The sequence below is a fragment of the Brevibacillus sp. HB2.2 genome (assembly GCF_013284275.1).
GTDB lineage: Bacteria > Bacillota > Bacilli > Brevibacillales > Brevibacillaceae > Brevibacillus > Brevibacillus brevis_D.
Map to the genome: position 1 here is coordinate 19828 of NZ_JABSUV010000057.1, position 20048 is coordinate 39875.

Genomic DNA, 20048 nt, shown 5'->3' on the forward strand with positions numbered 1-20048 from the left:
CCCCCTCACCCTCTTCCGTAGGCTCGAAAAGATGAGGTTGTTACAATCTTTACTTGACTAAATGGTTCAAAATAATCTTCAAATACCTCGTCTGCCATTACCGTAAATGTGAAACCATGAATCGTGAAAGTAAGGGCAGTATTGCCGTCATTTTTGATAACAAAGCCATACATCGGCTCGGTGAAAACATGGTCAGTATCTTCTGCTCCGCTGAACGGTTCTTTTGCAGCTAAACCGACTAATTGTACGAATGTTGCACCTTTTCGTCCGTTTACGACCTGATATTCGTCTCGACTCGCATTAAAATATTGTGGAACCGGGATTCGTCCAATATCTCTTAAAATATTTTTGGTATCATGACTCAAACTCCATTCCTCCTTTATTCAGGCGCAAAATAAATGACCTGACCACTACTGAGAAACACTGGCTCACTCAACGGTGGTGTAGCAATGCTGTTTGCGAATAGCCCATTGCAAACCGGATATTCGACCATTGACCATCCATTTCGAATTTCTACGATGACAGGCTCTGCATGATTTATTACTTCATAGAGTAACTGTTTGACATGAATCGGCCTGATCTTTTGAAAATCCTGCGTAAGCTGATTTAATTGAATCGGCTGCGATGTGTTAAATCGATACCTGATCGCTTTATTTACAAAATCCTCCGTTACGCTCTCCAGATTCCCGGCGCTTTGTCCTAACTTTTGAAGGGTGTCAAGAGTAAATCTTGCCTTCGCTAGTACCTTACTACGAATATTTGCTCTACGTTTTTCGTAGTTCCCTGATTGTTTGTCCCCAAAGTACATCCAATCCCATATGTCTAACCCCCATGTCGCGTATGGTAGTAGAAATTGCTTGGCAATATCCTCGCGTTTCGCTTTTTGGTAGTCCATTTCTTCCCCAGAAGCTTCGAAATGGATTTCAGCTACGTAGTTCTCATACCAGTATGGTGGGAGCTTCCGTTTATACCTCAAAGGAATCATGGTAAAACCACCAATTCTAGAACAGATACAGCCTTGATTGGCTTTGTAAGGTTTTCATTACTGCCATTTAACGTGAAATTGGTATAGTCCAATACTCCATCCACCCAAAAAAAGGCTCCCATTTGCTGATATACGATAATGCTTCTCTCTTTAAGGTAATCCTTTAAACGTTGCGTAATCATTGAAACCGCCGCTTCACGTTTAGACTCGTCTGACATAACCAATTTGACTCGAATTGTTACTGGGAAAATTTCCGCAGGATAGCATCTCAAATCATGACCCGCAATACGTTTTTCCTCAAGCCAGTTACGAATGGATGTAGCATATTCGAGAGTAACTGGTTTACCCACGGTATCCGTTAAATAAAGGTCTACAGATACAGCGTTTCGTTCATGCTCGACGGCAACTGCTCCACCAACTCCTTCGATGGCCAGTGCCCATCGCTCATAATCAACGAGTCTTCCGTTCCCATCATCTGATCTTTTTCTTTCAAGAATTCGTTTCCGGTATGATTCTTTGTCTTCACCGCTTTTCGGGTCAACGCCCTCTACATATCCATGGGCTTCTAAAAATTCACCATCCGCCCATGGTAAGAATCCTTGCAGAAAACTGTACTCCAGAAGTTGTTGCTGCTCGCTGATTTCTTCCGCTAAAGGGTACAGTAGGTCATAAAACATCTCACCTTCTTCCATCGCTGGTGGCGTCTCCCCACGCTTTTGCGCTATCAGTGTCATCCGATTTGCCGTCCGCTGATAAATCTGATCTGGGGTTTCCCTGAGAATCGGCATTTCTGGTTTGTCTAACGTTGCCATGTATTCACCTCCGTCCTAGTTGTCCCTCTCGTGCCCTCAATATCGAGCGAAAAAATGACCCGGTTGTCCTCAAACCGAATGTCTACCACTTCCGCACGCTCAACCTCACTGTGAGCCTCTAGCGCCTCTTGTACCTGTGTCTTGATAATTGGTAACGATATCACTGAACGCATTCTCCCCACTTCAAAGAGGAAATCCACACCATACTGTTCTGAATAAATCTCGTACCGGAAACGCCGCGTATTCAGGATTTTCTTTGCTGTCTCTTCCAGGTACTCCTCATAAGTGGTCGTCCTCAAATAACGACCATCCGTCCCTTGCATTAGTTGTTTTGTGGTCCAGTCAAATTTATATGTCCATGGAATAGGATCGTCCACGGACTGAATAAGTTGTGTCTCATCACCTTCCAGAGTGGGAAACATCACTCCACCACCCCAAGCAGGAGGTATTGCTCATTGTTGCATCGCAACAGAGCTACTTTTTTCCCCACATCTTCTGGCAACAATCGGGCAGAACGCAGTACAGACAGCTCATACGGCTCCAAGGGTGTCGGGTCCTCGTCGAGCTTTACCGACAAAGGAGAGAGCGACAAAAGCTTGCCAAATTCCCCTTGTGTGTTCACTATGCCGTCCTGTGTCAGCCCTCTCAGTTTTGCAATAGCTGCATGCATACTAAGCCCTCCTTTCCAATTGGAGATCCATTGTGTATTGACCGCCCTTCCATCTGGCGTTGCAGTTTGTCACAATCCAATCGGTTACTGTTTTTTTGTCCTTTTCCATGATCTTGATGAGCCAGCCCGCGCGAAGTCGTGCAGCGTTATTGTCTTCATGTCTGACTGTGATTGTACGTGTTTTTGGTATCTTCGATAATTCGGTGAGTTGCTTCGAAGCAAGGGACGATATGTTTTTCTCTTCTCCCGCATCGATCATCTTTTGCATTCTACCGATTTGCTTGATCAATCCCGCGTTCTCTTTGGTGACGCTAGATGCTAGGTTATCCCCTTTGTACTTCTCAACGGTGACCACCGTATAGACTTCCTCAATACTCTCCCCTGTGGCACTTTTCTCTAACATGCTCGCCTGAAACATAGGGACAATTTTGTTCCCGCCTTCTGGTAGTACCGTCAGTTTGTCGCGTAAATGCTGAATGAAATATCTCTTTCCCGTCTTTTCATAAGCTTGCTCGGTCAGCGAAGTAAAGAGAGACGTATATGATTGGGACGAGATTCTCTCCTTGACGGTAAAACCGAACGCCGGGCAGCTAAAGTTGATACCTGTCGACTTGATAATACGCGCAAGCTCTGTCCCTGCATCCCCGTCCAGCTTGAGTCTGGAAACCTCATTTTTTTGCAAATACCAGCCCAACTCGTAGGCGGTGGCAGAGAGGTCACCTGTCTTATCGTCTCGTTCAAACCGGACGATGGGGCCATGAAAAAACTGCATGGACTCGTTCGGTTCAAAGCCCGAAAAAAGCATCAAAAAACCCGCCGATTGTAAGGGCGGGGCTTGGCGTATGTTGATATCTGCATTCTGTGCAATTTGTCCTCGTGATGAGGTCCAAGATAGTTCCAGCGTCGCCTTAGTAAGGTCGACCCTCGAAGCATCCTTGCCATAGATTACTTTCATGCCGCACCCTCGCCCCTTCTCTACGGAGTAAATCCGGTTAATTTTTGGTTGATCCTTTGTTTTTGTTGTTCCTGGACAGCAGGTTCAATGAGAGACACCTTCTTTTTTGCTTTCTTCCCTGTTGTATTTGCACGTTTACTCGTTTGCTTGGTGATGACTTTGCTTGGTTGTAATACCTGCTTGGAATTTGACCAAGAAACAAAATCCGATTTGATATAGATCGGGAACTCAATCATCCCTCTAAAGCTCCCATTGATCCCTGAGAATTTACCTTCACACGGGCCAATAAGCACGTTCCAAGCCAGATTTAATTCTTCGATCGTTAGCAAAACTTCCGCATGCGACAATCGATCCAAGCCAGCAAGCCACTCTCTCGGCCCCTGATATCCTTCAATTTCTACAAGTGGATTTTCCGGATCGCCCGGGAGCAAAAATTCAAATGCGATAGATTTTGCTTTTCTGCCCGTGTAACGGTTTAATGAGTCCAACGTAATGGACGTTGTTGCCTCTACATCACTCCCGTAACCCTTGAACTGTACTTCTCCGGGTGTAACTGGAAAAGTCAGCCTGTATTTGCCTTGTAGACGTATCATGCGGCACCCCCGTTCGTTTCCACTGCATCAACGATCAGTTTTTCAAACGATTGTGATAGCTGGTTCATAACCGCAGGCGACTTCAACAGGGCAATGAATTTCTCTTGGTTGATATCGCCGGAGATATGAAGATGGATTTGGACTGGTGCGTCAGCTTTCACCTGTATGATTTTCGTTTGATTGGAACCAAACGAAGAACGCAACGGCCCGACCATACCGCCATTTGCATATGGAGTTACCCCCAGTTTCCTTGTGGTATGACCAAGCAACTCCAGCGCGCGTTTTCTTCTGCCGGCTGAAAGAGGAATGATCACTTCCGGCCCGGCTTCCCCAACAAGCCCCAAATGCGGTTTGTTGATCATTCCACCGTTTGCGTACTTTTTCCCCCAGCCAAATAAGTTCGAGATACCAGCACCCACACCAAGGATGTTTTCTTTCGCAGATTGTACCTTGTTCCCCAGCCAATTTCTCGTATTCGCGTAGCCGTTTCCAATCATGCTGCCTATGTTATCAATAGCCCCGTCAATCGGTTCTTGGTACTTGTCGTACAGCGTTGTTGCCAGCCATTCGCCGCCTACCGTACCTGCCAAGCCGCCAAGAGCTCCACCAGCCATTGTTCCCGCTCCCGGAGCCGCTAAGGACCCAAGTGCTGCTCCAGCTATGACACCACCCAACGCGCCGCCTCCCATACCGCCGATCACTTTCATGATCGTCCGGTTCCTTTCTTGCTTATTATCTGCGTTAGCAATGTCCCATACGTCCATGGCATAACCGATAGGCTTTACTGCCTTGCCAATTACTTTCATCACCTTGCCAAACTTGAAGTCTAAATTTCTCGTACGGTGTGCGTCTGCTCGTAACCGCATAGCATCGTCGATACTTGTTGCTGACGACATGCTGGCATGGTAGTTATTCCAACGCTGCTTGATCATCTTTTTGAAAGAGTTGCTCGTGCCTTCGACTACTCCTGCTGCATAACCGATCGGATCGTTATTGTCGTCAATGAATCCCTTAACGGTTGCGACACGGTTTTCCCACTTGTTCGTATCAATCCCCAGCCGAGCCCCAACTTGCTTCCACAGTTCGTAGGCTCGATTCTTTCTACCAGATGAAAGCGGTATGATTGCCTCAGGTCCAGCTTCACCGACTAACCCTAGGTGGGGCCTGTCGATTACACCGCCGTTTGCATATGGCTTCGCTTTGGCTGTCGTCTTCCCAAGAGTAAAGCCGCTGGCCAAATCTTGGAACGTGCTTGTGATACCAGTTTCGATGGTGCTAGGCAGATTGGAGAACCACGTCTGCACGTCAACGATGAACTGATCAAACATTTTTGCGGCTTCGTCCAGCCATTTTTTTATTGAGCCAGGCAAGGTGCTGACCCAACCAACAAACGCGTCTTTGATTTCTATTCCTTTTTGGCCCATCGCAACTGCAAGTTCCCCAGCTTTTTGCCACCCCATGTCGCGGAGTTGACTGAACTTTTCACTCCCATATCCGACGATGTAGCCGATCGATGCCACAAATCCGTCAGGCATGTTGCCCCAAAATCGGTCAAACTCTTGCTTTGCTGGCACGAGAAATCCATCTATCTTTGTGGAAATACCAGACGCGTACTGAGTAATAGCTCCCATTCCATCTTCGGCGGCATCAAACAGCCATTTTCCAAAGGCTTCCCCGCCGATAGCTCCACCGATTGCACCCACAATGCCTCCGACAAATGTACCGAGGGGGCCAGCTCCCACACTACCCAGTGCAGCACCAGCTAAGGCACCTCCCCCAACTCCTCCTAGCCACCCGCCAATTGATCCCCACAGGTTCTTGCTATTTCCTTCGGTAGCCGCTGTAGTAGCCACGTCAACAGCCCCTAGTAATGCGCCAATCACGGGCACCTTCTTCATCACTTTCGATAGCATAGAGAATCTTGAGCCCAAAGCCCCAGCTCTCGATGCAATATCGCTTGCAGACTCCCCGACCGTACCACCAGCGCGTCGAATTGCTCCCCTTCGAAGGTCTTCTCGCCTTATTGTTCTCCGGTGCCTATTTCTCCGGTTCCCTGTCTCTCCGGTTCCACCACCACTCGCTGCGTCACCAACATCTTGTGCGAATTGTCCTGCTGCTACATTCCATAAAGCCCTTCCCGCAGCAACGGCGGCTGCTTTCAATCCCCACAGCCCTGCTGCTATCCCTACTCCAACGACGCTAAGGGTGGCAAGAGCGCCTCCTGAAGACATGCCGTCTAGTTTCTCTTTGAACCACTTCACTTTAGCAGCTAAGAATTCCATGGCTGGGGCAAGGTCTTGTCCAACAACGACACCTAGCTCAATAAACTCATTAATTAAGGTGTTTTTTGCCTGTTGAAAGCCTTTAAGTGGGTTGCTGTCCTTGTAGACTTGGAAGCTTTTGTCCAGCTCGCCTTTTAATTTGTATTGATCATGCTGACTTTGACTGATACCCCCGGCTTTACGTAAGAGTTCAGCAAACGCCTTTGTGCCCAGGTCTTCACCCGGCCCCGAACCAATTTCATTGAGTAACGCTTGACGCACTTCCTCGTCTTTGATCGAGCCGAAAGTCTGCATAAGCATACCGACAGCGCTTTGTCTTTTGGCTGCGTCTCCTGATGATATGAGCTTCTGTACTTCCTTCGCTTCATCCTCGGCTTGCTTCTGTGCTTCTTTTGAATCGATACCCATGGATTCGTATGCGGTCTTTAAGGCATTTGTCAGGTCGCCTTCGTTGTACAACTTCAGTGTCGTTTCCTTCAGTGCATCAAAACCTTTATCGATAGACCACAGGCCGTTCATCTCTTCCATCAAGGCGGCGAGCTTCTCAGGTGTATCCAGAAACTTCGTGACCTGCACGCTGTACTCAATCACGCTATCTAATGCCTCACTTCGAATGTCCGTAGTGTTCTTGGCGACGCGTGCAAGGGTATCCCCGAAACGTCCGGTATCCTTGATGTCCTTCCATGCGTTTTGCATCGCGAACATCGTCTTTTGGTACTCTTCGACACCACCCATGTCTGGCCGAATTGCATTTAGCTTCAATGATTGCTGGGACATTAAATAGGCGCTTGCTTGATTTAAGCCTACCTTGCCTGTATAGCGTTCTGAATCGGTAAGCAAGTCTGAGACGGTCGCTCGATCTACGCTTTTATTTAGGGTAGTCAGCTCGGTTACTTGTTTTCTGTATCTGGCCATCTCTTCTTTGGTGGCCCCGATCACAGCTCTACGCGCTTCGGCCTCAGCAGAAGCCACGATTTGGTCGAATAACCCGATTCCACCCACCACTCCAGCACCAGCAGTTGCACCCGTCACAGTAGCCGTCAAAATAACTTCGGCTTTCGTGCCGTTGAGGTCCCTTACTTCATTTCTTACCCTTGCGATTTCTCGCTCTGCCTGATTATCTGCGGTGATCGTTGGCCTAGCTCTGGTACTGCTCAATGATCGTAACTCGGTTTCAAGGCGCTCTACTTCGCGTCGCATACCCTGTATTTCTTGTCGAAAAGCTTGTTCGCTCTGCTCAGCTGCCCGTCGTACATTTCGCAACTCATCCGCAACATCTTGCGTGGACTGATCCAAGTGTCCAAGTTCTCTCCTAGCTACACGTGAGGCACGGACAATGTTTAACAGTTCCGGTGAAATTCGATTCCGTGCGCCAAGTACCGCTGTTACGCCAAGACGGTTCATTCGGTTCACCTCCAGCCCAAAACGAAAAAGACGCCATCAAATAGGCGTCTAACATGATGTCATGTCGCTCGGAAAAGAAGGAGATAGATGACATCTAACCTACACTATCTTCTACCTCTACTCCTTCACAAGCGAACAAAAAAAGTTTCTGCATATATGGGTCTACTTCATACTCTACGACTTCCGAGGGGAGGCGGTTTCGTGATAGCCAGATTCTTGCAAGCAAATTTGCCTCGCCATCGGTTCGTATTAGTTTTTTAGCTCGTCAATAGCCTCTTCTTCCGTTTCTGGCGTGTCTTTTGATAGTTCTTCAACTGCTCCGAGTAACGCTTTGTACCCTTCTGGATTATTCTTGAACAGTCGGGCGGGTAAATCGTACTTATCTTTGGCTTTATATGCCTTTAGTAGCTCCTTGTCATTCCAAGGAAATGCGTGTTCCGTTGCTTTTACGATTCGAGCATCACTATATTTTAAAGCATCGAAATCCCCGTCTTTTTCTGCCATTTTGAGGCACGCTCGGCTATCCAATAGATTCAGCTTACGAACCGACCATTCGTCGCCTTCGATTATCACCGACGTGGTTACGTGCTCTACTGCTTCATTTGCCTTTGCCAGATATTTTTGCAACAGATTACTCATACTGTCCACTCTCCTAATTGTTTAATAGATTTAGTCCTCGTATTCCGAGAATTTCTCAAGGAAGTCCGGTTTGTCGTTGGTTTTCCCGCGCAGTTCATAGGTTCCTTTGTCATTTCCTTCTGCTTTCGCCTCAAAGATCGTCAGTTCTTCTGGAACCAATCGGATATTAGTAAGCCGAACCCGCTCTTTGAAGTCATTCTCTTTATCCCATTGCTCACCAATCAGCATAGGGATAATAGGCGTCTTCCCTTGCGTGATCTTGTCGATGATGAAGTACTTCAAGTCAGCGTTTTGGGCAGTCAAGATCATCGTCACTTCAACATGATAAGAAACAATGTCTTCCGTCTCACCTTTTCGCAAACGGTGAACAGGTTCTACTTGCGTTTTAAATACCGCCCTTGCTTCCAAAACCCCCTGAAATGGGTCTCCGTCCTCATCATAAACCTGGGTGTTTTTTAGGTATAGGTTATGAGCTGCCAATCTAGTTCACCTCCCAGTCGATTTCGAAGTATTCAATGGCATCCAAAGGACGAGCAGACAACAAGAAACCTCGACGGTCCCCTTCACCATTTTTCTTATCAATGAAAGTCCATCCGGTATCAATGGCCCCTTGTCTCTCCCGCTCTTCCAAGTACAGCTTGCAGCCACCTACGAAGACGGCTCCGCCCAGGTCGTTATTGCTCAGCTTGCCTTTGTACTTTTTGCCCACGGCGTTCATGTCGTTTACGATCTGATCCATGGTCATGCTGACGCGAATTTTTCCGTAATCCTCTCGCTCATTTGGTCCGATCACAGACAGCGTGTTGACGGCACTTTCGATGATGTAGACATCGCCGTCTCGGGTGGCAATCAGCGTGCCAGAGCTAATGGCACCAATGATATCCCCATGGCCCCAATCCTTTAGCGATTTTTTCAACGGAACAATCACTCCGGTCAAAGACTGATTCGCTGAGGTGGCTGCTAACATACCAGCTAACCATGCCGCCCATTGAAGGCTGCTGTATGACTTCCCGTTGTTGTGTGTTCCCGCAATAGCGCAATTGACCACATAGCGAGCATTCATGGAAACAGAACGCTCGATGTGCTTCGTCATGTTGTCGTCATCTGCTTCTTTGCCCGCGATAACCAATGTGCTCAGCTTCTTGCTGAGTGAACGTCGATCCTTAATGAACTGCTTGGCTGAAATCGTAATCGCTGGATCGTCAAAAGGCAGATACATGGTATCGAAATCAGCACCAGAAACAGCGGCAAACAGCTTTGTAGCGTCTGTTGAAGTTAACCCTGTGTTACCAGTAGTTCCTCCGCTCAGGGCTGTCTCTGCAACATCAGTAATCGCAATATCCCCCGTTTTGGTTGCTCGAACATAGAGAGAGTGGGATGTTTTTGCGACAAGCTCGGCTGCATCTGCAAAAGAGAATTTCTCGATTTTGATAGGCCCTTTGACTTGGATCTCCTTTTTCCCCGGCTCAGCCGTGGATGGGGAAATTGTTATCTTTAACTCATTGCCACGAAGCCCTGGATAAAGCGCCTCGATCTTGATTGCATCTGCCTGTGTATACTCGGCTTTTTTTGCATTTCCATTTGTGATTCGGTAGGCGAGAATTGTAGCGCCGCCTTCTGCTGCAAGCTCAATGGCATCTACATCTCCAAAGGTTTCTGCGACACGGTCGTCATAGCTGGTTATCTTGATCAACGTATCAGGAGCTCCCCACTCTGCTTGATAGGGAACCAAGGCAACGCCGCTTTTGGGCACGATACGTTCCTTCGCTTTTGTGATTAGTTCGACCATCGTACCTGGCCGTTCCCGTTGAATCGTCATCTTTACACACCGCCTCTATATTTTGTTAACCGACGAGCAACGTCTTTCTCGGTCAACATGTGATGATCGGAGACATCAAAAAGAGCGCCAGCAACTTCGAACCGTTCGGCTCCAAGCTGTGGTGCTCTTTCAATCCACTCCGTTTTCAGTAGTTTCGGTTCGGCTTTAGCAGCCTGCCGCTCTCGCGGCTCTTGCTGAGCTGTCACGATTTCCAATCCTCCTCGATTTCGAATGTGTGGACTCTCGGCATATCGGTTATAGGAATCGGGACGGTATATTCAAAGCGAAAAGTAATCTCTGTCCGGTCTTTTTTGTCAGACCGAACCCGAAAAGTGGTGTTGTCGATGTTGATATACAGCCCGTCCGTCTTCCCGCGATAACTGTACCGCTCACGCCTTAGTAATTGTCGGAGTGGCTCGGTAAAAATCGGTTCATAAACCTCTTGGCCTCCCTTTATCACTTTTTTGTGATGCAACACAATCCCCGCGTCGGAAATAATTTGGTACGACGTCAGAGTATTGCCACGTTCTGAAACCTCTTGGGTCTGAATGAACGCCACAGGTGGTTTAAAATTCCCCGATAGCCACACATCCAAGCTGTACAGGATAGCGAGGGAAGGGAATGCCTCGTTGATTAAATCGATAATGCATGACAAAGCCCGGTTCTCCATCACCTCAACATCCTTTCCAGCTCAGTTTGTAACAGCCGTTCGAGCAGGGCCTTCATACCGCCTTGGAAATCCCTCAAGGCGATATCAAAATATTTGCGGCCAATAAAACTACGAGGCTTGACCATGAATCCACCTTTTGCAGATGGGTCATAGATGAACTTACCCACTCCATTCCAATACCCCGGAACGAAATACGACTTGTCGATCGTATAGCCTTCGTTGAGGTACTCTGCATAGGTCAGATTGGAGCCGACTTCCAGCGACAAAGTGTTCCGGTCTCCATCGAACTGCCAAACGTTATTCTGATCGCCTTGCGTGAAGGAATTCCACAAGGTCCCTGTATCAATCAGGTCTTGGCTGTCGAGCTCATCAATAACATGGTTGAGTAGTTCTTCCCCCAACTGGTAATAGATGCGCTGCATGATGTCAGGTAGTTCCCTGTTAAATCGCCTCATGCGGTCCTCAAACTGACGGAAATCCATTACTCGGCACCCCGTTTTTTCTGAATGGCCGTCACTGCGAGAAAGCGTCGCCCCGGTCTGGCATCAACCACAACAAACTCCCCAAGGTTAGGTAAATCAAGCCGATCATCTTTTCGTATATCCTGACACAATAAGAAGGAGAGAGTCGCTTTATAGTCCCATTCCACCGGATCGGCATTTGTTGGACGTTGCCACGATGACTCCACGCCTCGTACACAGCCCATAACTGTCTGTGGGGGTAGCTCGGTAGGGAAAACTATGTTGCGCTCACCCTGAACCGTTTCTGTACGTTTCAGAACGATCTGATCATTCATACGGTGGTTCATAGGAGCATCGCCTTCACGTTACCCCCGTCTGTTGCCTCGGTGGTAAAGGACATCCACTGACGCAACATAGAATCGACCAGCGAGCTTCCTGTTGTGACAGTAGCCCTTTCGACCGACCAGGAGTAACCTTGATCGCTTTCGGACATGATGCCCCGCGCCTCCGCACCCAGCACCTCATCATTGTCTGTCAGTGCCATCGCCTCAACTAAACGGAAGTGAGCCACTTCGAGTCGGGCATCTTCGTCCACAAACGGCCTTGATGTGAAAAGCTCGATCCTTACCTTGGCTTCACTGATAAGATAGGAAAGCCGCTCAGGTGTCTTGTCCTGAACGGCTCGTGTGCTACTCTGCTGCTTGACCTTCTCCGACGTCAGCATCTAATGACCCTCCTTCTGGTGAGGAAGTATTTGTGGTCCCCTTTTGCTGACTGCTTGGCTTCTCTGACTCATAAATCTTAAAGTCATCAAGTGTTTTTAATTTATCCAACACTTTCTTATCCTTAACCTCAACTGGCTTGTCCTTTTGAAAACGAAAGCCGTAAGTCTGGAGTGAGGCATTCTCCCCAATGTATGTGACGAGCATTAAAACTCAACTCCTTCAACGTAGGCAACCGCTGCAGGTTCCTCGAAGATCGGGTCAAAGTCAGAATGGATGGCGTAGAATCGTTTGTCAGCATAGATTGCTTCCTTACCTTCAGTCGTCTTTCGGATTTGCATGTCGTAGGTGTGGACCATGACAAAATTCGGCTGGTACGTGAACATGATTGCTCCCTCAGGCATGTGTGTGACTTCCTCCACATCATAGGAGTTGATCTTCTTCACACCACCAGTAATCTGCAACTGGATGGATGCGCTCGTATCCTTCTCCGACAATCGTTGAAGACGCTCTGAATAGGTATTCGGATGCATGAAATATTTGAATACACCTGCTGAGCGCTGGCGAGTTGGAATAGCACGTTCCAGTTCAAAGAGAATACCAGCTTTCTCCGCAGGAGTAATCGTCGCCCAGTCAATAAAGTTCCCTTTTGATTTGGCTAATTTCAACCATCCGTCATTGATCTTCAAGAAATCATAATCTGGATTGGTGTTCGGTGTAGCTGTGTCCCCGTTAAAGCCCAAGTCCTGCATGTTATCGCCATAATTCAATGTCATATGTCGCAGAATAATTTCTTCAGCATTTTGCCCTCGTACGCGTTGTGTCTGACGAATAAATTCTTCAGTAATTTCGAATGGGAGAATCACAGGAGTAACAGAGTAAGGAACCTGCGGGAAATCAGGTTTTTTTGTATTGGTAGCCATGACGTCTTCTACTTTCGATCGCAGATTACGGCCCGTTACTCCAATTTTATCAATGGTGCCTTGGGCTGAGGTGCGAGTTTCATGACGGATTCCTTTGAGAAAGTCCGTTGAATCGTAAGCCATGTTAATCAGCTTGTCGACTTGTTTGTAATTTAGCGCAGAAGTGTCAAGCGACGTTGTTGTCGCGGCTTTTGTGATGATCTGTCCGTTTGTTCTCATGTGAACGCCCTCCTTACAACAGTCCACTAAAGGAACTATCGTCATCATTTTTTTGGATTGGGTCTGTACCATGCTGTTGCTGACTGGAACCTCTTGCGTTTTTGATTAATTGGACCTCGTTCCCCAATGTTTCCACTTGCTTTGTAAGAGGCTCTAACGCCTTGGTAATTACTTCAGTCAATGCGGATGTTTCTGGATCGGTTTGTTGTCCCTCATTACCAGCGCCCCCTTCTGCCTTCTTCAACTCGGCCACTTCGGATTGCAAATCAGTCAATTGTTTAGTAATTGGAGACATGGCTGCCGCTACTGCTTTTTGAATATCTTCTGTTTTCAAGTCTTCTTCCTCCTCGTCTTCAACCTCAGCCAGTATGTTGGTCAAGGTACTATGGGCTTCTTTCAATTTGTCCATGCGTGCTGCCGAAATCTTACGTCCAGCCTTGGCAATCTGTTCAGGCGGTTTCCCAAGCGCCTTGGCGATGTCATTTGCCCCAAGAATATCCTGTAGGATTTCTGCAAACTCCTGAATTGCTTCTCTTGCCTTCTCTGCATCGCTTTCAAATTCGTAACGATCGGTGTGGTAATTGTAGCGTTGAATCGTACCCGAAAACGAACTCCAAGCAGTCCAGAAATCGTTTGACTTCTTGTTACGTTCATACTTGTCTTTCACCTCGCCTTTGACAATGCGGGTCAATGCCTTGGCAAGGGAATGCAAAAGCCCCTTCTCTACCGTTTCATCGTCGGTATCCGAAGAGGCTCCCTCAATTTTTTCACGTTTACCTACTCCCCACATCGAGAAGCCAGTAATCTCGCCCTTTTCGATTTGCTCCCATGTGTCAGCGTCCGTCACCTTCACGCCAGCCACCCAAGAGCTTTTCTTGATCTCTTGATCGCCAAGCTCCAAATCTACAGGAGCAATGTACGATTCCACCACGTACCCTTTGTCTACGTCTAAATCGTGCTGCTTATCAATGTTGTATGTGTTCTGGCGCTCCATGAAACCATGAGCAGCCTTCTCGATTTCTTCGGCTGTCATCTGATCTTCATGGGTATCTTCGGTATCCGGCTCATAAACAACGCCATAAACAATCTGCTTTGCTTTGTCTGCCTTAGCTATGCGGATATCTTTCTGTAACGGCTCTTTTCCCTCTTCCTTGATGATGGCGAATGGCCTGCCATTTGCGCCTTTATCCACCAGAGAAATGTGAGTGATCCTTGCGTCCTTTAACATGTATCCCATTTCCTATTTCACCTCCTTTCAATCAAAAAACAGCTTGCATCGTGCATCTGCATTGCACGATTTGTTTTGCGCTTGCTGACGGGTCTCCGGGATGCATGAGCTTTTCACCTCCTACTTTGAATGGTTTGTCGATGGCGACAGTCTGGCCGTTTGCCTTTTTGTGATCCTTACGGGTGCGCTTGTTATTCGCTGCCCGCCAGCGTTTTTTCTTCACGAGCCCCGACTGCTTCCAGCCCTCCAGCTTACCGCCGTTTGCTGCCGCAGTGGAAAGCGTTCGGGAAACAGTAACCGCCCTGGTCATATTGAAAGGCCCCTCTTCTCCATTGGCAGCTTGCTTGCTTACCTCTTTGACCATTGCTGCCCGTTCTACTGGAGTCTCGCCAGCTTCAATCGCTTTCTGGAACGATCGAATCATACGATCAGCCGATGTCTCATTCATGTCAGGTACGAGCTTTTTCAGCTTTGTAGCAAACGCGACAGCAGCCTTGTTCTCCTGCTCCCATTTTGTATCTGCGCTGATGTTGATTACTTCCGACTCACCCGCCAGATGGAATAGGGGCATGAAAGCATCATGAACAGCCTGCTCAAACTGTTCTTGAAAGAAGTCACCTGTCTGAACCAGCAAAATCACTTTCAAGAGTTCATCGGCATCTGTAATAAGCTCGTCGCTCAACACTTGGATAGCTTCATCCAGCGCCTTACCCTGCAACTCAAGAAGGTCAGCAATTGACTCCTCACCTTCCTTGTACAGCTTCTCAAGCAATGCGCGTTCGGCGTAGGTAAGGTCAAGGCTATCAAGAAAGTCATCGTCATCTGCCTTGGCAATCAAGTATAGGCATTGATCACACATGCTGGCGTTCCCTCGTTTCACGAAGCAGACGCTTAGCTATCGTTGCCACTTGTTCTTGCGTATCTGATGTACCGAGTGGCTCTTGGGAAACTGAACTGCCCAAGCTAGCAATAGGTGTATCAAGATACTCTTCGGTGTACTTCGACTCATCAATGGCGGTTCCCAATACTTCCTCGGCAATTGGGATGAGATGGCGCACTAACATAATTCCTCTATCTGCTAAGAAATCAAGTAACGCTTTCCACTCGTCTGGATCGCTGATTTTTGGGCTGTTCAGTATAGCCTTCACGCGATGTACCTCGATGGCAGGTAGCAGTCGCTTGTTGAAAATCTCGTCCATAATCCATTTGCGATATGGTTGAAAAACCTGCTCCTCTGCAATTCTGCGGGCGTTGTCGCTTGTCGCTCTGTTATAATCTTCTGACTCACCCGTGAGAATTGGCGGCAGCCGAAATGCTGACCTTGTTTCTTTGCGTTTTTCCCGATTGTATTCGATGAAAAGTGCATCTTGTTGAAGCAAGTCATTCAGCTTGTCCAGTTTAATGCTGGTTTTTTCCTTTTCATCGCCAAGAAGCCCTTTGTCATACCCTTGCAATTCAAGATAAAGAATCCCACCCCGTGACTTCTTTCCTCTTGCTCCTTTTAGAGCAACGATTGACTGCGGAGTTAATTCCCCATTCGTCACAGTCAAAATCATGTCAAGCATTCGACCGTTATCAAAGTATTCGAAGTTGAGTTCTTCTGCTTTCCTAGAGCCAACGACTCCCGGCGAATTACCAATCCAGCGAGGTTCTCCATATGTCCCGTTTCCAAACTGAAGATGAATGACCTCATTCTCTTCACCGGGAGCTCCGAATTCACGGAACCACGTATTATTGGTACCGCGCTTTTGAGCATACTTTCTAACCCACTTACTTTGCGTAAATTCTTCCACCTTGCCTTGTACAAGTCGCCGATATTTCATCTCTACTTTTTCTAGTGGAGCAGTACACCGCATGTATTCGGGTGGAATTCGATAGAGAGCAGGGAGTCCGCCACCCCAAGCAACTTCAACGTAAGCATTACCACAGTGTTCAAGATCCTCAACCAACTGACTTAACAATTGCTCAATTGACTCTTCCAGATTAGCTGTCTGCATGAAACGATCAGCAATATCCCACTCTGCTTTAGATGTCTTGTCGCTTTCACCGGGTTGGTATACAAGCGCATAGCCATAACCAACCACGTTTGTTTTGTACGCTTCGACACATTGAGGGATGATGTTGCTCTGCTTCACTACTTGAACACACGCTACGGGGTCAATGGTTGGGCGTATGAGCTTGTGTTCATCGTAATCCTGCTCGAATTGATCAATTACAAGCTGCTTGCTTTCCCCTTCCCCCTCAGCCTTACCAATGGGATACCAACCTGTTGCTCCAGACATTAAATCCATCCTCCTTTCCCGTTCCTTTTCCTATCCTCACGCTTCTGTGCAAGCAGCAACATGAGCCAATCGTTGTACATTGCATATCGCTTTGAATCCTGTGTATGGTTGTCTTTATCAACTGGTTCTTCAAGCATGATGCCGTTTTGTTCTTTATACTTATAATTTCCTGTCTCTTTTATCGTCTCGATGGAAGTACGAGCAATGTAGAGATTTGGACGGCCAGAAGACTCTTTTACCTTATAGAGACTTGATACCCGGCGTATTCCTGGACCGATAGCATTCTCTGCTGGCTTTACAGGCAGTTTATAGCGACGGTAGGTAGAAATATCTTCTGGTTCGGATGGGTCAGCCCAAATGACATCCATTGGATACTTTTCTTGCAACTCTAGATAGTTTTTGACCAAGCAGTCCTCAAGTTTCCCCTGATCGTCTACGACCAGAACATTGGTTTGCTGGCGATAGCTTTCCTCGATCAAATAGTATTCTTCATCCGTGCATCCAAAGACCAAAAGCACCGCTGGGTCATTCCAGCCGTGGTCCATTCCGCCGATATACCGCTTGAACATTACCTCTCGTTCCTCGCCGTTCGGATAGGTAACGATAAATAAACGCCGCGCAAGATCAACGGGGCGTATATCTACACAGTGAACGCTTCGGTCAAACTCCTCATACACCTGTCCATGGAAAACGTTGAATTTCGCGTAAATCTCGCGCTTCACGTAACGCTCAGGGTACGTCTCAATCATCCTCTGGATATTCTTCTGCAATTCAGGGATAGGGTTGTCTTTCGAAGTCCAGTAGAAGTTTCGCCAATCAGGATCATCCTGGTACCGATCATCTTCTAACCCTGCATCGATAAACTGGCCCCGCAGCACGATTTCCTCCGCAAACCAGTTGATGCCCTCCGGTGTAGTTGTCCAAATAGACCAGCCGCCTTTATCAGCTAGGGCATAGGCAAGATAGCCCGACCACGTTTCTGGTTTCATTTTCGATGCCTCGTCAAGCCATACGCCGTCTAAGCCACGACCAACAAGCTTCTTCGGATTTTCTGCCGATTTAAACCGGATCAGAATGTATCCCGTTAACCAAACAAAGTTCCCCGATGCGTTCCAAGTGTCGATCATATCCTCGGGGATGACTTGCGAGAGCTCCTCTTGTTGAATCTCTGACATGTTGTAATCAGGCGCTACGCACCAGTATTCCAGCCGTGGTTTGGGCTTCTTCACTTTTTTCAGGTTTAACGGCGGCTTATAGGGCAATCCCTTCTCGCCTTCAATATCAGCAAGGATGTTATCGAAAAACTTGCGTGCTCCCACATTTGTTTTGCCACCGCGACGGCCACAGTTCATGACTACGTTTCGAGCGTCGCATTCCATAACTTCAATTTGTTTGGGATGTGGTGCCCAATCCGCGAATGGATCGAGGTCAAGTTCCAGATTTGTCACGGGACCACCTCCGGACGGTGATCTGTTTCTCAGGACCGCCGCCGCTGCTCAATAATTGTGCTTTGAGCTGAATAGCCTTCAATTTTTTATCTTGGACTCTGGTCAGTGCTTCTTCAAGCGAGAGGATATCTTCAATCGCTCGATACTCTGTCTCTTCGATTTCGGTAGTGACCAGTTCGTCCCGAGTAATCACCATCATTTTCTGTTTCCCAGATTTATCTTCATGAACCTGCACTGGTTCCTTTGTGGTGACTCTTTGTTGAAGGACACGCCGCTGCTTTTCTGTTAGCCCATTCTTCAAGTCACGAATGCGGAGCATCATTTCGCGCTCACGCCATGTAAACAAACGGATTTCTTCATCCGCTTGCTGGACTGGATCGAGGTTGATCCTATCAAGCACCTCTGCTTGCTCTGGAGTCAAGGCGTCCATCCAAATCGATTGGAATTCGCCCGTCTTGACTGCATTGGTATTACGCTTTGGTGCGCCGCCGCCAGCACCATGGAAACGGCACACATCCCAGCCCGGCTTAGCCCAGTTTTTGCATTGCTCGTCGCGCTGCTTGCTTATAGCTTTGCATCTTTGTTTGTCCGGATTTCTTGCCATCTACATGACCACTACCTCACCACTTCATGGGGTTGTTTTTCAAAAAGAAAAGCACCCTCGCTGGGTGCATTGTTATTTTGGATTTTGGTATGGGGATACCTTAAAAATTTCTGTCACTTCACTCAGTAGTTGATTGTATTCATGAATACCCTCAAACTTTCTAACGTTTAAAAAGTCGTAACAGTCTGTGCAGGCCTTGAAAAACTCAATAAGCGAGTCTCTCGTCAAGAGTTTACTGTGCCGTGAATGTTCATTAGCATCTTGAGGTTTATAGTGAATAAAAAAATTTCTCGCTCGAATAAACGGTTTGATTTTATTCCAACCGGGTTCATCCAAGTAAGTATCACCACTTGTTATTTGTAAAAGCCAGTCTAATTTTTCCTCTGCTGATAATCTTGATATTATGTCATTGACTTTTTTCAAACTAAAATGATACCTAAACTTTAATTCCTCGCTATAGAATTCATTTACCATTGTTTCAAAAATACTAACAGCTTTAAAGAGGAACATTTCATTGTTTCTTTCAAAGTTCACATCGTCAACAGATGAGAGAAATTCCAAAAAGTCATTACGATTCTTTTCATATTCCGTCGCAATAATAATTACATCTTTTCGATCAAATATTTTATCCGTCTTAAGCAGTTCTAACATTCTTTCTATTGCGGCCATTCTATTGTCTTTATACAATTCATCTAATTCGTAATGAACAATTAACCATGGTACAAATTTCTCCAATATACTTTGCCTTAATTCATCATCCAACACAATCTCCGTCTCATCATCCAACATAATCACCGACCTATATCCTGTTTTCGTAAAGGATTCTCTATAAAACATAATTTCCCTTTTTATCAAATATCTTTTTGTAACTCAATGTCCAATTCGATCAGTTTTTTCAGGTCATCTACTGTTTTGATTTCAATATTGCCTGATTGGAAGTCCTTAACCCACTTTGCAATGGCTGCTTTCACGACTCTCCTGTATTGATCCTTTGATTCCATGATGCCTTCCATCACTTCAATTTGATATTGCAAAAAAAGGTCAATAGATTTAGGAGAAGACTGTTCTGTTGTTGTTTTCATTGTGGCACCCTCGGCTTTCCTGTAAAATGGAAAACGAGATAGTGGCTTGAATCTACCGTGGCCACGGGTTTCCACTATCTCAGCCGGGGGGACCTGGTTGCATGGGGGGACGTTCGCGCGTCTCCCTTTTGCTTATATTTAGAAAGGAAGTGTCTGCTATGACGCCTTACTCATATAATCAATTCGTTGAAGATATAAGATCCGGTCGTGACATCGAGTTTATTTATAATAGCAACAGATACTCAATAAT

Annotated in this window: 25 protein-coding genes; all 25 read right to left on the reverse strand. The window is 46.9% G+C overall.

Features of this window, described 5'->3' with window-relative positions:
* Positions 1 to 5 precede the first annotated feature (5 nt).
* Positions 6 to 365, reverse strand: coding sequence for a hypothetical protein (locus tag HP401_RS27495; protein WP_173607333.1), 360 nt, complete (start codon positions 363 to 365; stop codon positions 6 to 8).
* 14 nt (positions 366 to 379) lie between these two features.
* Positions 380 to 985 carry a putative phage tail protein gene (locus HP401_RS27500; protein WP_173607334.1) on the reverse strand — a complete coding sequence of 202 codons (606 nt, stop codon included), beginning with the start codon at positions 983 to 985 and terminating at the stop codon, positions 380 to 382.
* The gene (locus tag HP401_RS27505) at positions 982 to 1797 is read right to left on the reverse strand and encodes a baseplate J/gp47 family protein (RefSeq protein WP_173607335.1); all 816 of its coding nucleotides are present in this window, start codon (positions 1795 to 1797) and stop codon (positions 982 to 984) included. Before HP401_RS27505 ends, HP401_RS27500 begins: the two co-directional genes overlap by 4 nt.
* Positions 1785 to 2219 carry a DUF2634 domain-containing protein gene (locus HP401_RS27510; protein ID WP_173607336.1) on the reverse strand — a complete coding sequence of 145 codons (435 nt, stop codon included), beginning with the start codon at positions 2217 to 2219 and terminating at the stop codon, positions 1785 to 1787. Before HP401_RS27510 ends, HP401_RS27505 begins: the two co-directional genes overlap by 13 nt.
* Positions 2219 to 2467 carry a hypothetical protein gene (locus tag HP401_RS27515; protein ID WP_173607337.1) on the reverse strand — a complete coding sequence of 83 codons (249 nt, stop codon included), beginning with the start codon at positions 2465 to 2467 and terminating at the stop codon, positions 2219 to 2221. The genes HP401_RS27510 and HP401_RS27515 overlap by 1 nt, the downstream gene beginning before the upstream one ends.
* 1 nt (position 2468) lies before the next feature.
* Complete coding sequence (locus HP401_RS27520; protein ID WP_173607338.1) at positions 2469 to 3422, reverse strand: XkdQ/YqbQ family protein; 954 nt, start codon at positions 3420 to 3422, stop codon at positions 2469 to 2471.
* A 20-nt stretch (positions 3423 to 3442) separates the two neighbouring features.
* A complete protein-coding gene (locus HP401_RS27525) occupies positions 3443 to 4015 on the reverse strand; it encodes a hypothetical protein (RefSeq protein WP_173607339.1) in 573 nt (190 codons plus the stop codon).
* The gene (locus HP401_RS27530) at positions 4012 to 7701 is read right to left on the reverse strand and encodes a hypothetical protein (protein WP_173607340.1); all 3690 of its coding nucleotides are present in this window, start codon (positions 7699 to 7701) and stop codon (positions 4012 to 4014) included. Before HP401_RS27530 ends, HP401_RS27525 begins: the two co-directional genes overlap by 4 nt.
* 249 nt (positions 7702 to 7950) lie before the next feature.
* Positions 7951 to 8340 (reverse strand): phage tail assembly chaperone, encoded by a 390-nt coding sequence (locus tag HP401_RS27535; protein WP_173607341.1) that lies wholly within the window; start codon positions 8338 to 8340, stop codon positions 7951 to 7953.
* A gap of 30 nt (positions 8341 to 8370) precedes the next feature.
* On the reverse strand, positions 8371 to 8820 hold the full coding sequence (locus tag HP401_RS27540) for a hypothetical protein (protein WP_173607342.1): 450 nt from the start codon (positions 8818 to 8820) through the stop codon (positions 8371 to 8373).
* Position 8821: 1 nt separating this feature from the next.
* Positions 8822 to 10159: a phage tail sheath subtilisin-like domain-containing protein gene (locus HP401_RS27545; protein WP_173607343.1), complete on the reverse strand. Its 1338-nt coding sequence runs from the start codon at positions 10157 to 10159 to the stop codon at positions 8822 to 8824.
* Positions 10160 to 10161: 2 nt separating this feature from the next.
* Complete coding sequence (locus tag HP401_RS27550) at positions 10162 to 10365, reverse strand: hypothetical protein (RefSeq protein WP_173607344.1); 204 nt, start codon at positions 10363 to 10365, stop codon at positions 10162 to 10164.
* Entirely contained in the window at positions 10362 to 10829 is a 468-nt protein-coding gene (locus HP401_RS27555; protein WP_106836807.1) for a hypothetical protein, read from the reverse strand. Before HP401_RS27555 ends, HP401_RS27550 begins: the two co-directional genes overlap by 4 nt.
* The gene (locus HP401_RS27560; protein WP_173607345.1) at positions 10829 to 11311 is read right to left on the reverse strand and encodes an HK97 gp10 family phage protein; all 483 of its coding nucleotides are present in this window, start codon (positions 11309 to 11311) and stop codon (positions 10829 to 10831) included. The genes HP401_RS27555 and HP401_RS27560 overlap by 1 nt, the downstream gene beginning before the upstream one ends.
* Entirely contained in the window at positions 11311 to 11637 is a 327-nt protein-coding gene (locus HP401_RS27565) for a hypothetical protein (protein WP_173607346.1), read from the reverse strand. The genes HP401_RS27560 and HP401_RS27565 overlap by 1 nt, the downstream gene beginning before the upstream one ends.
* Positions 11634 to 12014 carry a DUF3199 family protein gene (locus HP401_RS27570; protein ID WP_173607347.1) on the reverse strand — a complete coding sequence of 127 codons (381 nt, stop codon included), beginning with the start codon at positions 12012 to 12014 and terminating at the stop codon, positions 11634 to 11636. The genes HP401_RS27565 and HP401_RS27570 overlap by 4 nt, the downstream gene beginning before the upstream one ends.
* Positions 11980 to 12219 carry a hypothetical protein gene (locus tag HP401_RS27575; protein ID WP_173607348.1) on the reverse strand — a complete coding sequence of 80 codons (240 nt, stop codon included), beginning with the start codon at positions 12217 to 12219 and terminating at the stop codon, positions 11980 to 11982. The genes HP401_RS27570 and HP401_RS27575 overlap by 35 nt, the downstream gene beginning before the upstream one ends.
* Positions 12219 to 13154: a major capsid protein gene (locus tag HP401_RS27580; RefSeq protein WP_173607349.1), complete on the reverse strand. Its 936-nt coding sequence runs from the start codon at positions 13152 to 13154 to the stop codon at positions 12219 to 12221. Before HP401_RS27580 ends, HP401_RS27575 begins: the two co-directional genes overlap by 1 nt.
* A gap of 13 nt (positions 13155 to 13167) precedes the next feature.
* Positions 13168 to 14391: an XkdF-like putative serine protease domain-containing protein gene (locus tag HP401_RS27585; RefSeq protein ID WP_173607350.1), complete on the reverse strand. Its 1224-nt coding sequence runs from the start codon at positions 14389 to 14391 to the stop codon at positions 13168 to 13170.
* A 22-nt stretch (positions 14392 to 14413) separates the two neighbouring features.
* Positions 14414 to 15241 carry a phage minor head protein gene (locus HP401_RS27590; RefSeq protein WP_173607351.1) on the reverse strand — a complete coding sequence of 276 codons (828 nt, stop codon included), beginning with the start codon at positions 15239 to 15241 and terminating at the stop codon, positions 14414 to 14416.
* Positions 15234 to 16664: a phage portal protein gene (locus HP401_RS27595; protein WP_173607352.1), complete on the reverse strand. Its 1431-nt coding sequence runs from the start codon at positions 16662 to 16664 to the stop codon at positions 15234 to 15236. The genes HP401_RS27590 and HP401_RS27595 overlap by 8 nt, the downstream gene beginning before the upstream one ends.
* A complete protein-coding gene (locus tag HP401_RS27600) occupies positions 16664 to 18112 on the reverse strand; it encodes a terminase large subunit domain-containing protein (RefSeq protein ID WP_173607353.1) in 1449 nt (482 codons plus the stop codon). The genes HP401_RS27595 and HP401_RS27600 overlap by 1 nt, the downstream gene beginning before the upstream one ends.
* Positions 18093 to 18716 carry a hypothetical protein gene (locus tag HP401_RS27605; RefSeq protein ID WP_173607354.1) on the reverse strand — a complete coding sequence of 208 codons (624 nt, stop codon included), beginning with the start codon at positions 18714 to 18716 and terminating at the stop codon, positions 18093 to 18095. The genes HP401_RS27600 and HP401_RS27605 overlap by 20 nt, the downstream gene beginning before the upstream one ends.
* A gap of 72 nt (positions 18717 to 18788) precedes the next feature.
* On the reverse strand, positions 18789 to 19511 hold the full coding sequence (locus HP401_RS27610) for a hypothetical protein (RefSeq protein WP_173607355.1): 723 nt from the start codon (positions 19509 to 19511) through the stop codon (positions 18789 to 18791).
* A gap of 56 nt (positions 19512 to 19567) precedes the next feature.
* Positions 19568 to 19798, reverse strand: a complete 231-nt coding sequence (locus tag HP401_RS27615; protein ID WP_173607356.1) for a hypothetical protein — start codon at positions 19796 to 19798, stop codon at positions 19568 to 19570.
* Positions 19799 to 20048 lie beyond the last annotated feature (250 nt).

What these genes read in the sequence shown, in the direction of transcription:
- HP401_RS27500 (WP_173607334.1), bottom strand. Translation starts at nt 985, where the DNA reads ATGATTCCTTTGAGGTATAAACGGAAGCTCCCACCATACTGGTATGAG.
- HP401_RS27505 (WP_173607335.1), bottom strand. Translation starts at nt 1,797, where the DNA reads ATGGCAACGTTAGACAAACCAGAAATGCCGATTCTCAGGGAAACCCCA.
- HP401_RS27510 (WP_173607336.1), bottom strand. Translation starts at nt 2,219, where the DNA reads ATGTTTCCCACTCTGGAAGGTGATGAGACACAACTTATTCAGTCCGTG.
- HP401_RS27515 (WP_173607337.1), bottom strand. Translation starts at nt 2,467, where the DNA reads ATGCATGCAGCTATTGCAAAACTGAGAGGGCTGACACAGGACGGCATA.
- HP401_RS27520 (WP_173607338.1), bottom strand. Translation starts at nt 3,422, where the DNA reads ATGAAAGTAATCTATGGCAAGGATGCTTCGAGGGTCGACCTTACTAAG.
- HP401_RS27525 (WP_173607339.1), bottom strand. Translation starts at nt 4,015, where the DNA reads ATGATACGTCTACAAGGCAAATACAGGCTGACTTTTCCAGTTACACCC.
- HP401_RS27530 (WP_173607340.1), bottom strand. Translation starts at nt 7,701, where the DNA reads ATGAACCGTCTTGGCGTAACAGCGGTACTTGGCGCACGGAATCGAATT.
- HP401_RS27535 (WP_173607341.1), bottom strand. Translation starts at nt 8,340, where the DNA reads ATGAGTAATCTGTTGCAAAAATATCTGGCAAAGGCAAATGAAGCAGTA.
- HP401_RS27545 (WP_173607343.1), bottom strand. Translation starts at nt 10,159, where the DNA reads ATGACGATTCAACGGGAACGGCCAGGTACGATGGTCGAACTAATCACA.
- HP401_RS27555 (WP_106836807.1), bottom strand. Translation starts at nt 10,829, where the DNA reads ATGGAGAACCGGGCTTTGTCATGCATTATCGATTTAATCAACGAGGCA.
- HP401_RS27560 (WP_173607345.1), bottom strand. Translation starts at nt 11,311, where the DNA reads ATGGATTTCCGTCAGTTTGAGGACCGCATGAGGCGATTTAACAGGGAA.
- HP401_RS27565 (WP_173607346.1), bottom strand. Translation starts at nt 11,637, where the DNA reads ATGAACCACCGTATGAATGATCAGATCGTTCTGAAACGTACAGAAACG.
- HP401_RS27570 (WP_173607347.1), bottom strand. Translation starts at nt 12,014, where the DNA reads ATGCTGACGTCGGAGAAGGTCAAGCAGCAGAGTAGCACACGAGCCGTT.
- HP401_RS27575 (WP_173607348.1), bottom strand. Translation starts at nt 12,219, where the DNA reads ATGCTCGTCACATACATTGGGGAGAATGCCTCACTCCAGACTTACGGC.
- HP401_RS27580 (WP_173607349.1), bottom strand. Translation starts at nt 13,154, where the DNA reads ATGAGAACAAACGGACAGATCATCACAAAAGCCGCGACAACAACGTCG.
- HP401_RS27585 (WP_173607350.1), bottom strand. Translation starts at nt 14,391, where the DNA reads ATGGGATACATGTTAAAGGACGCAAGGATCACTCACATTTCTCTGGTG.
- HP401_RS27590 (WP_173607351.1), bottom strand. Translation starts at nt 15,241, where the DNA reads ATGTGTGATCAATGCCTATACTTGATTGCCAAGGCAGATGACGATGAC.
- HP401_RS27595 (WP_173607352.1), bottom strand. Translation starts at nt 16,664, where the DNA reads ATGTCTGGAGCAACAGGTTGGTATCCCATTGGTAAGGCTGAGGGGGAA.
- HP401_RS27605 (WP_173607354.1), bottom strand. Translation starts at nt 18,716, where the DNA reads ATGGCAAGAAATCCGGACAAACAAAGATGCAAAGCTATAAGCAAGCAG.
- HP401_RS27615 (WP_173607356.1), bottom strand. Translation starts at nt 19,798, where the DNA reads ATGAAAACAACAACAGAACAGTCTTCTCCTAAATCTATTGACCTTTTT.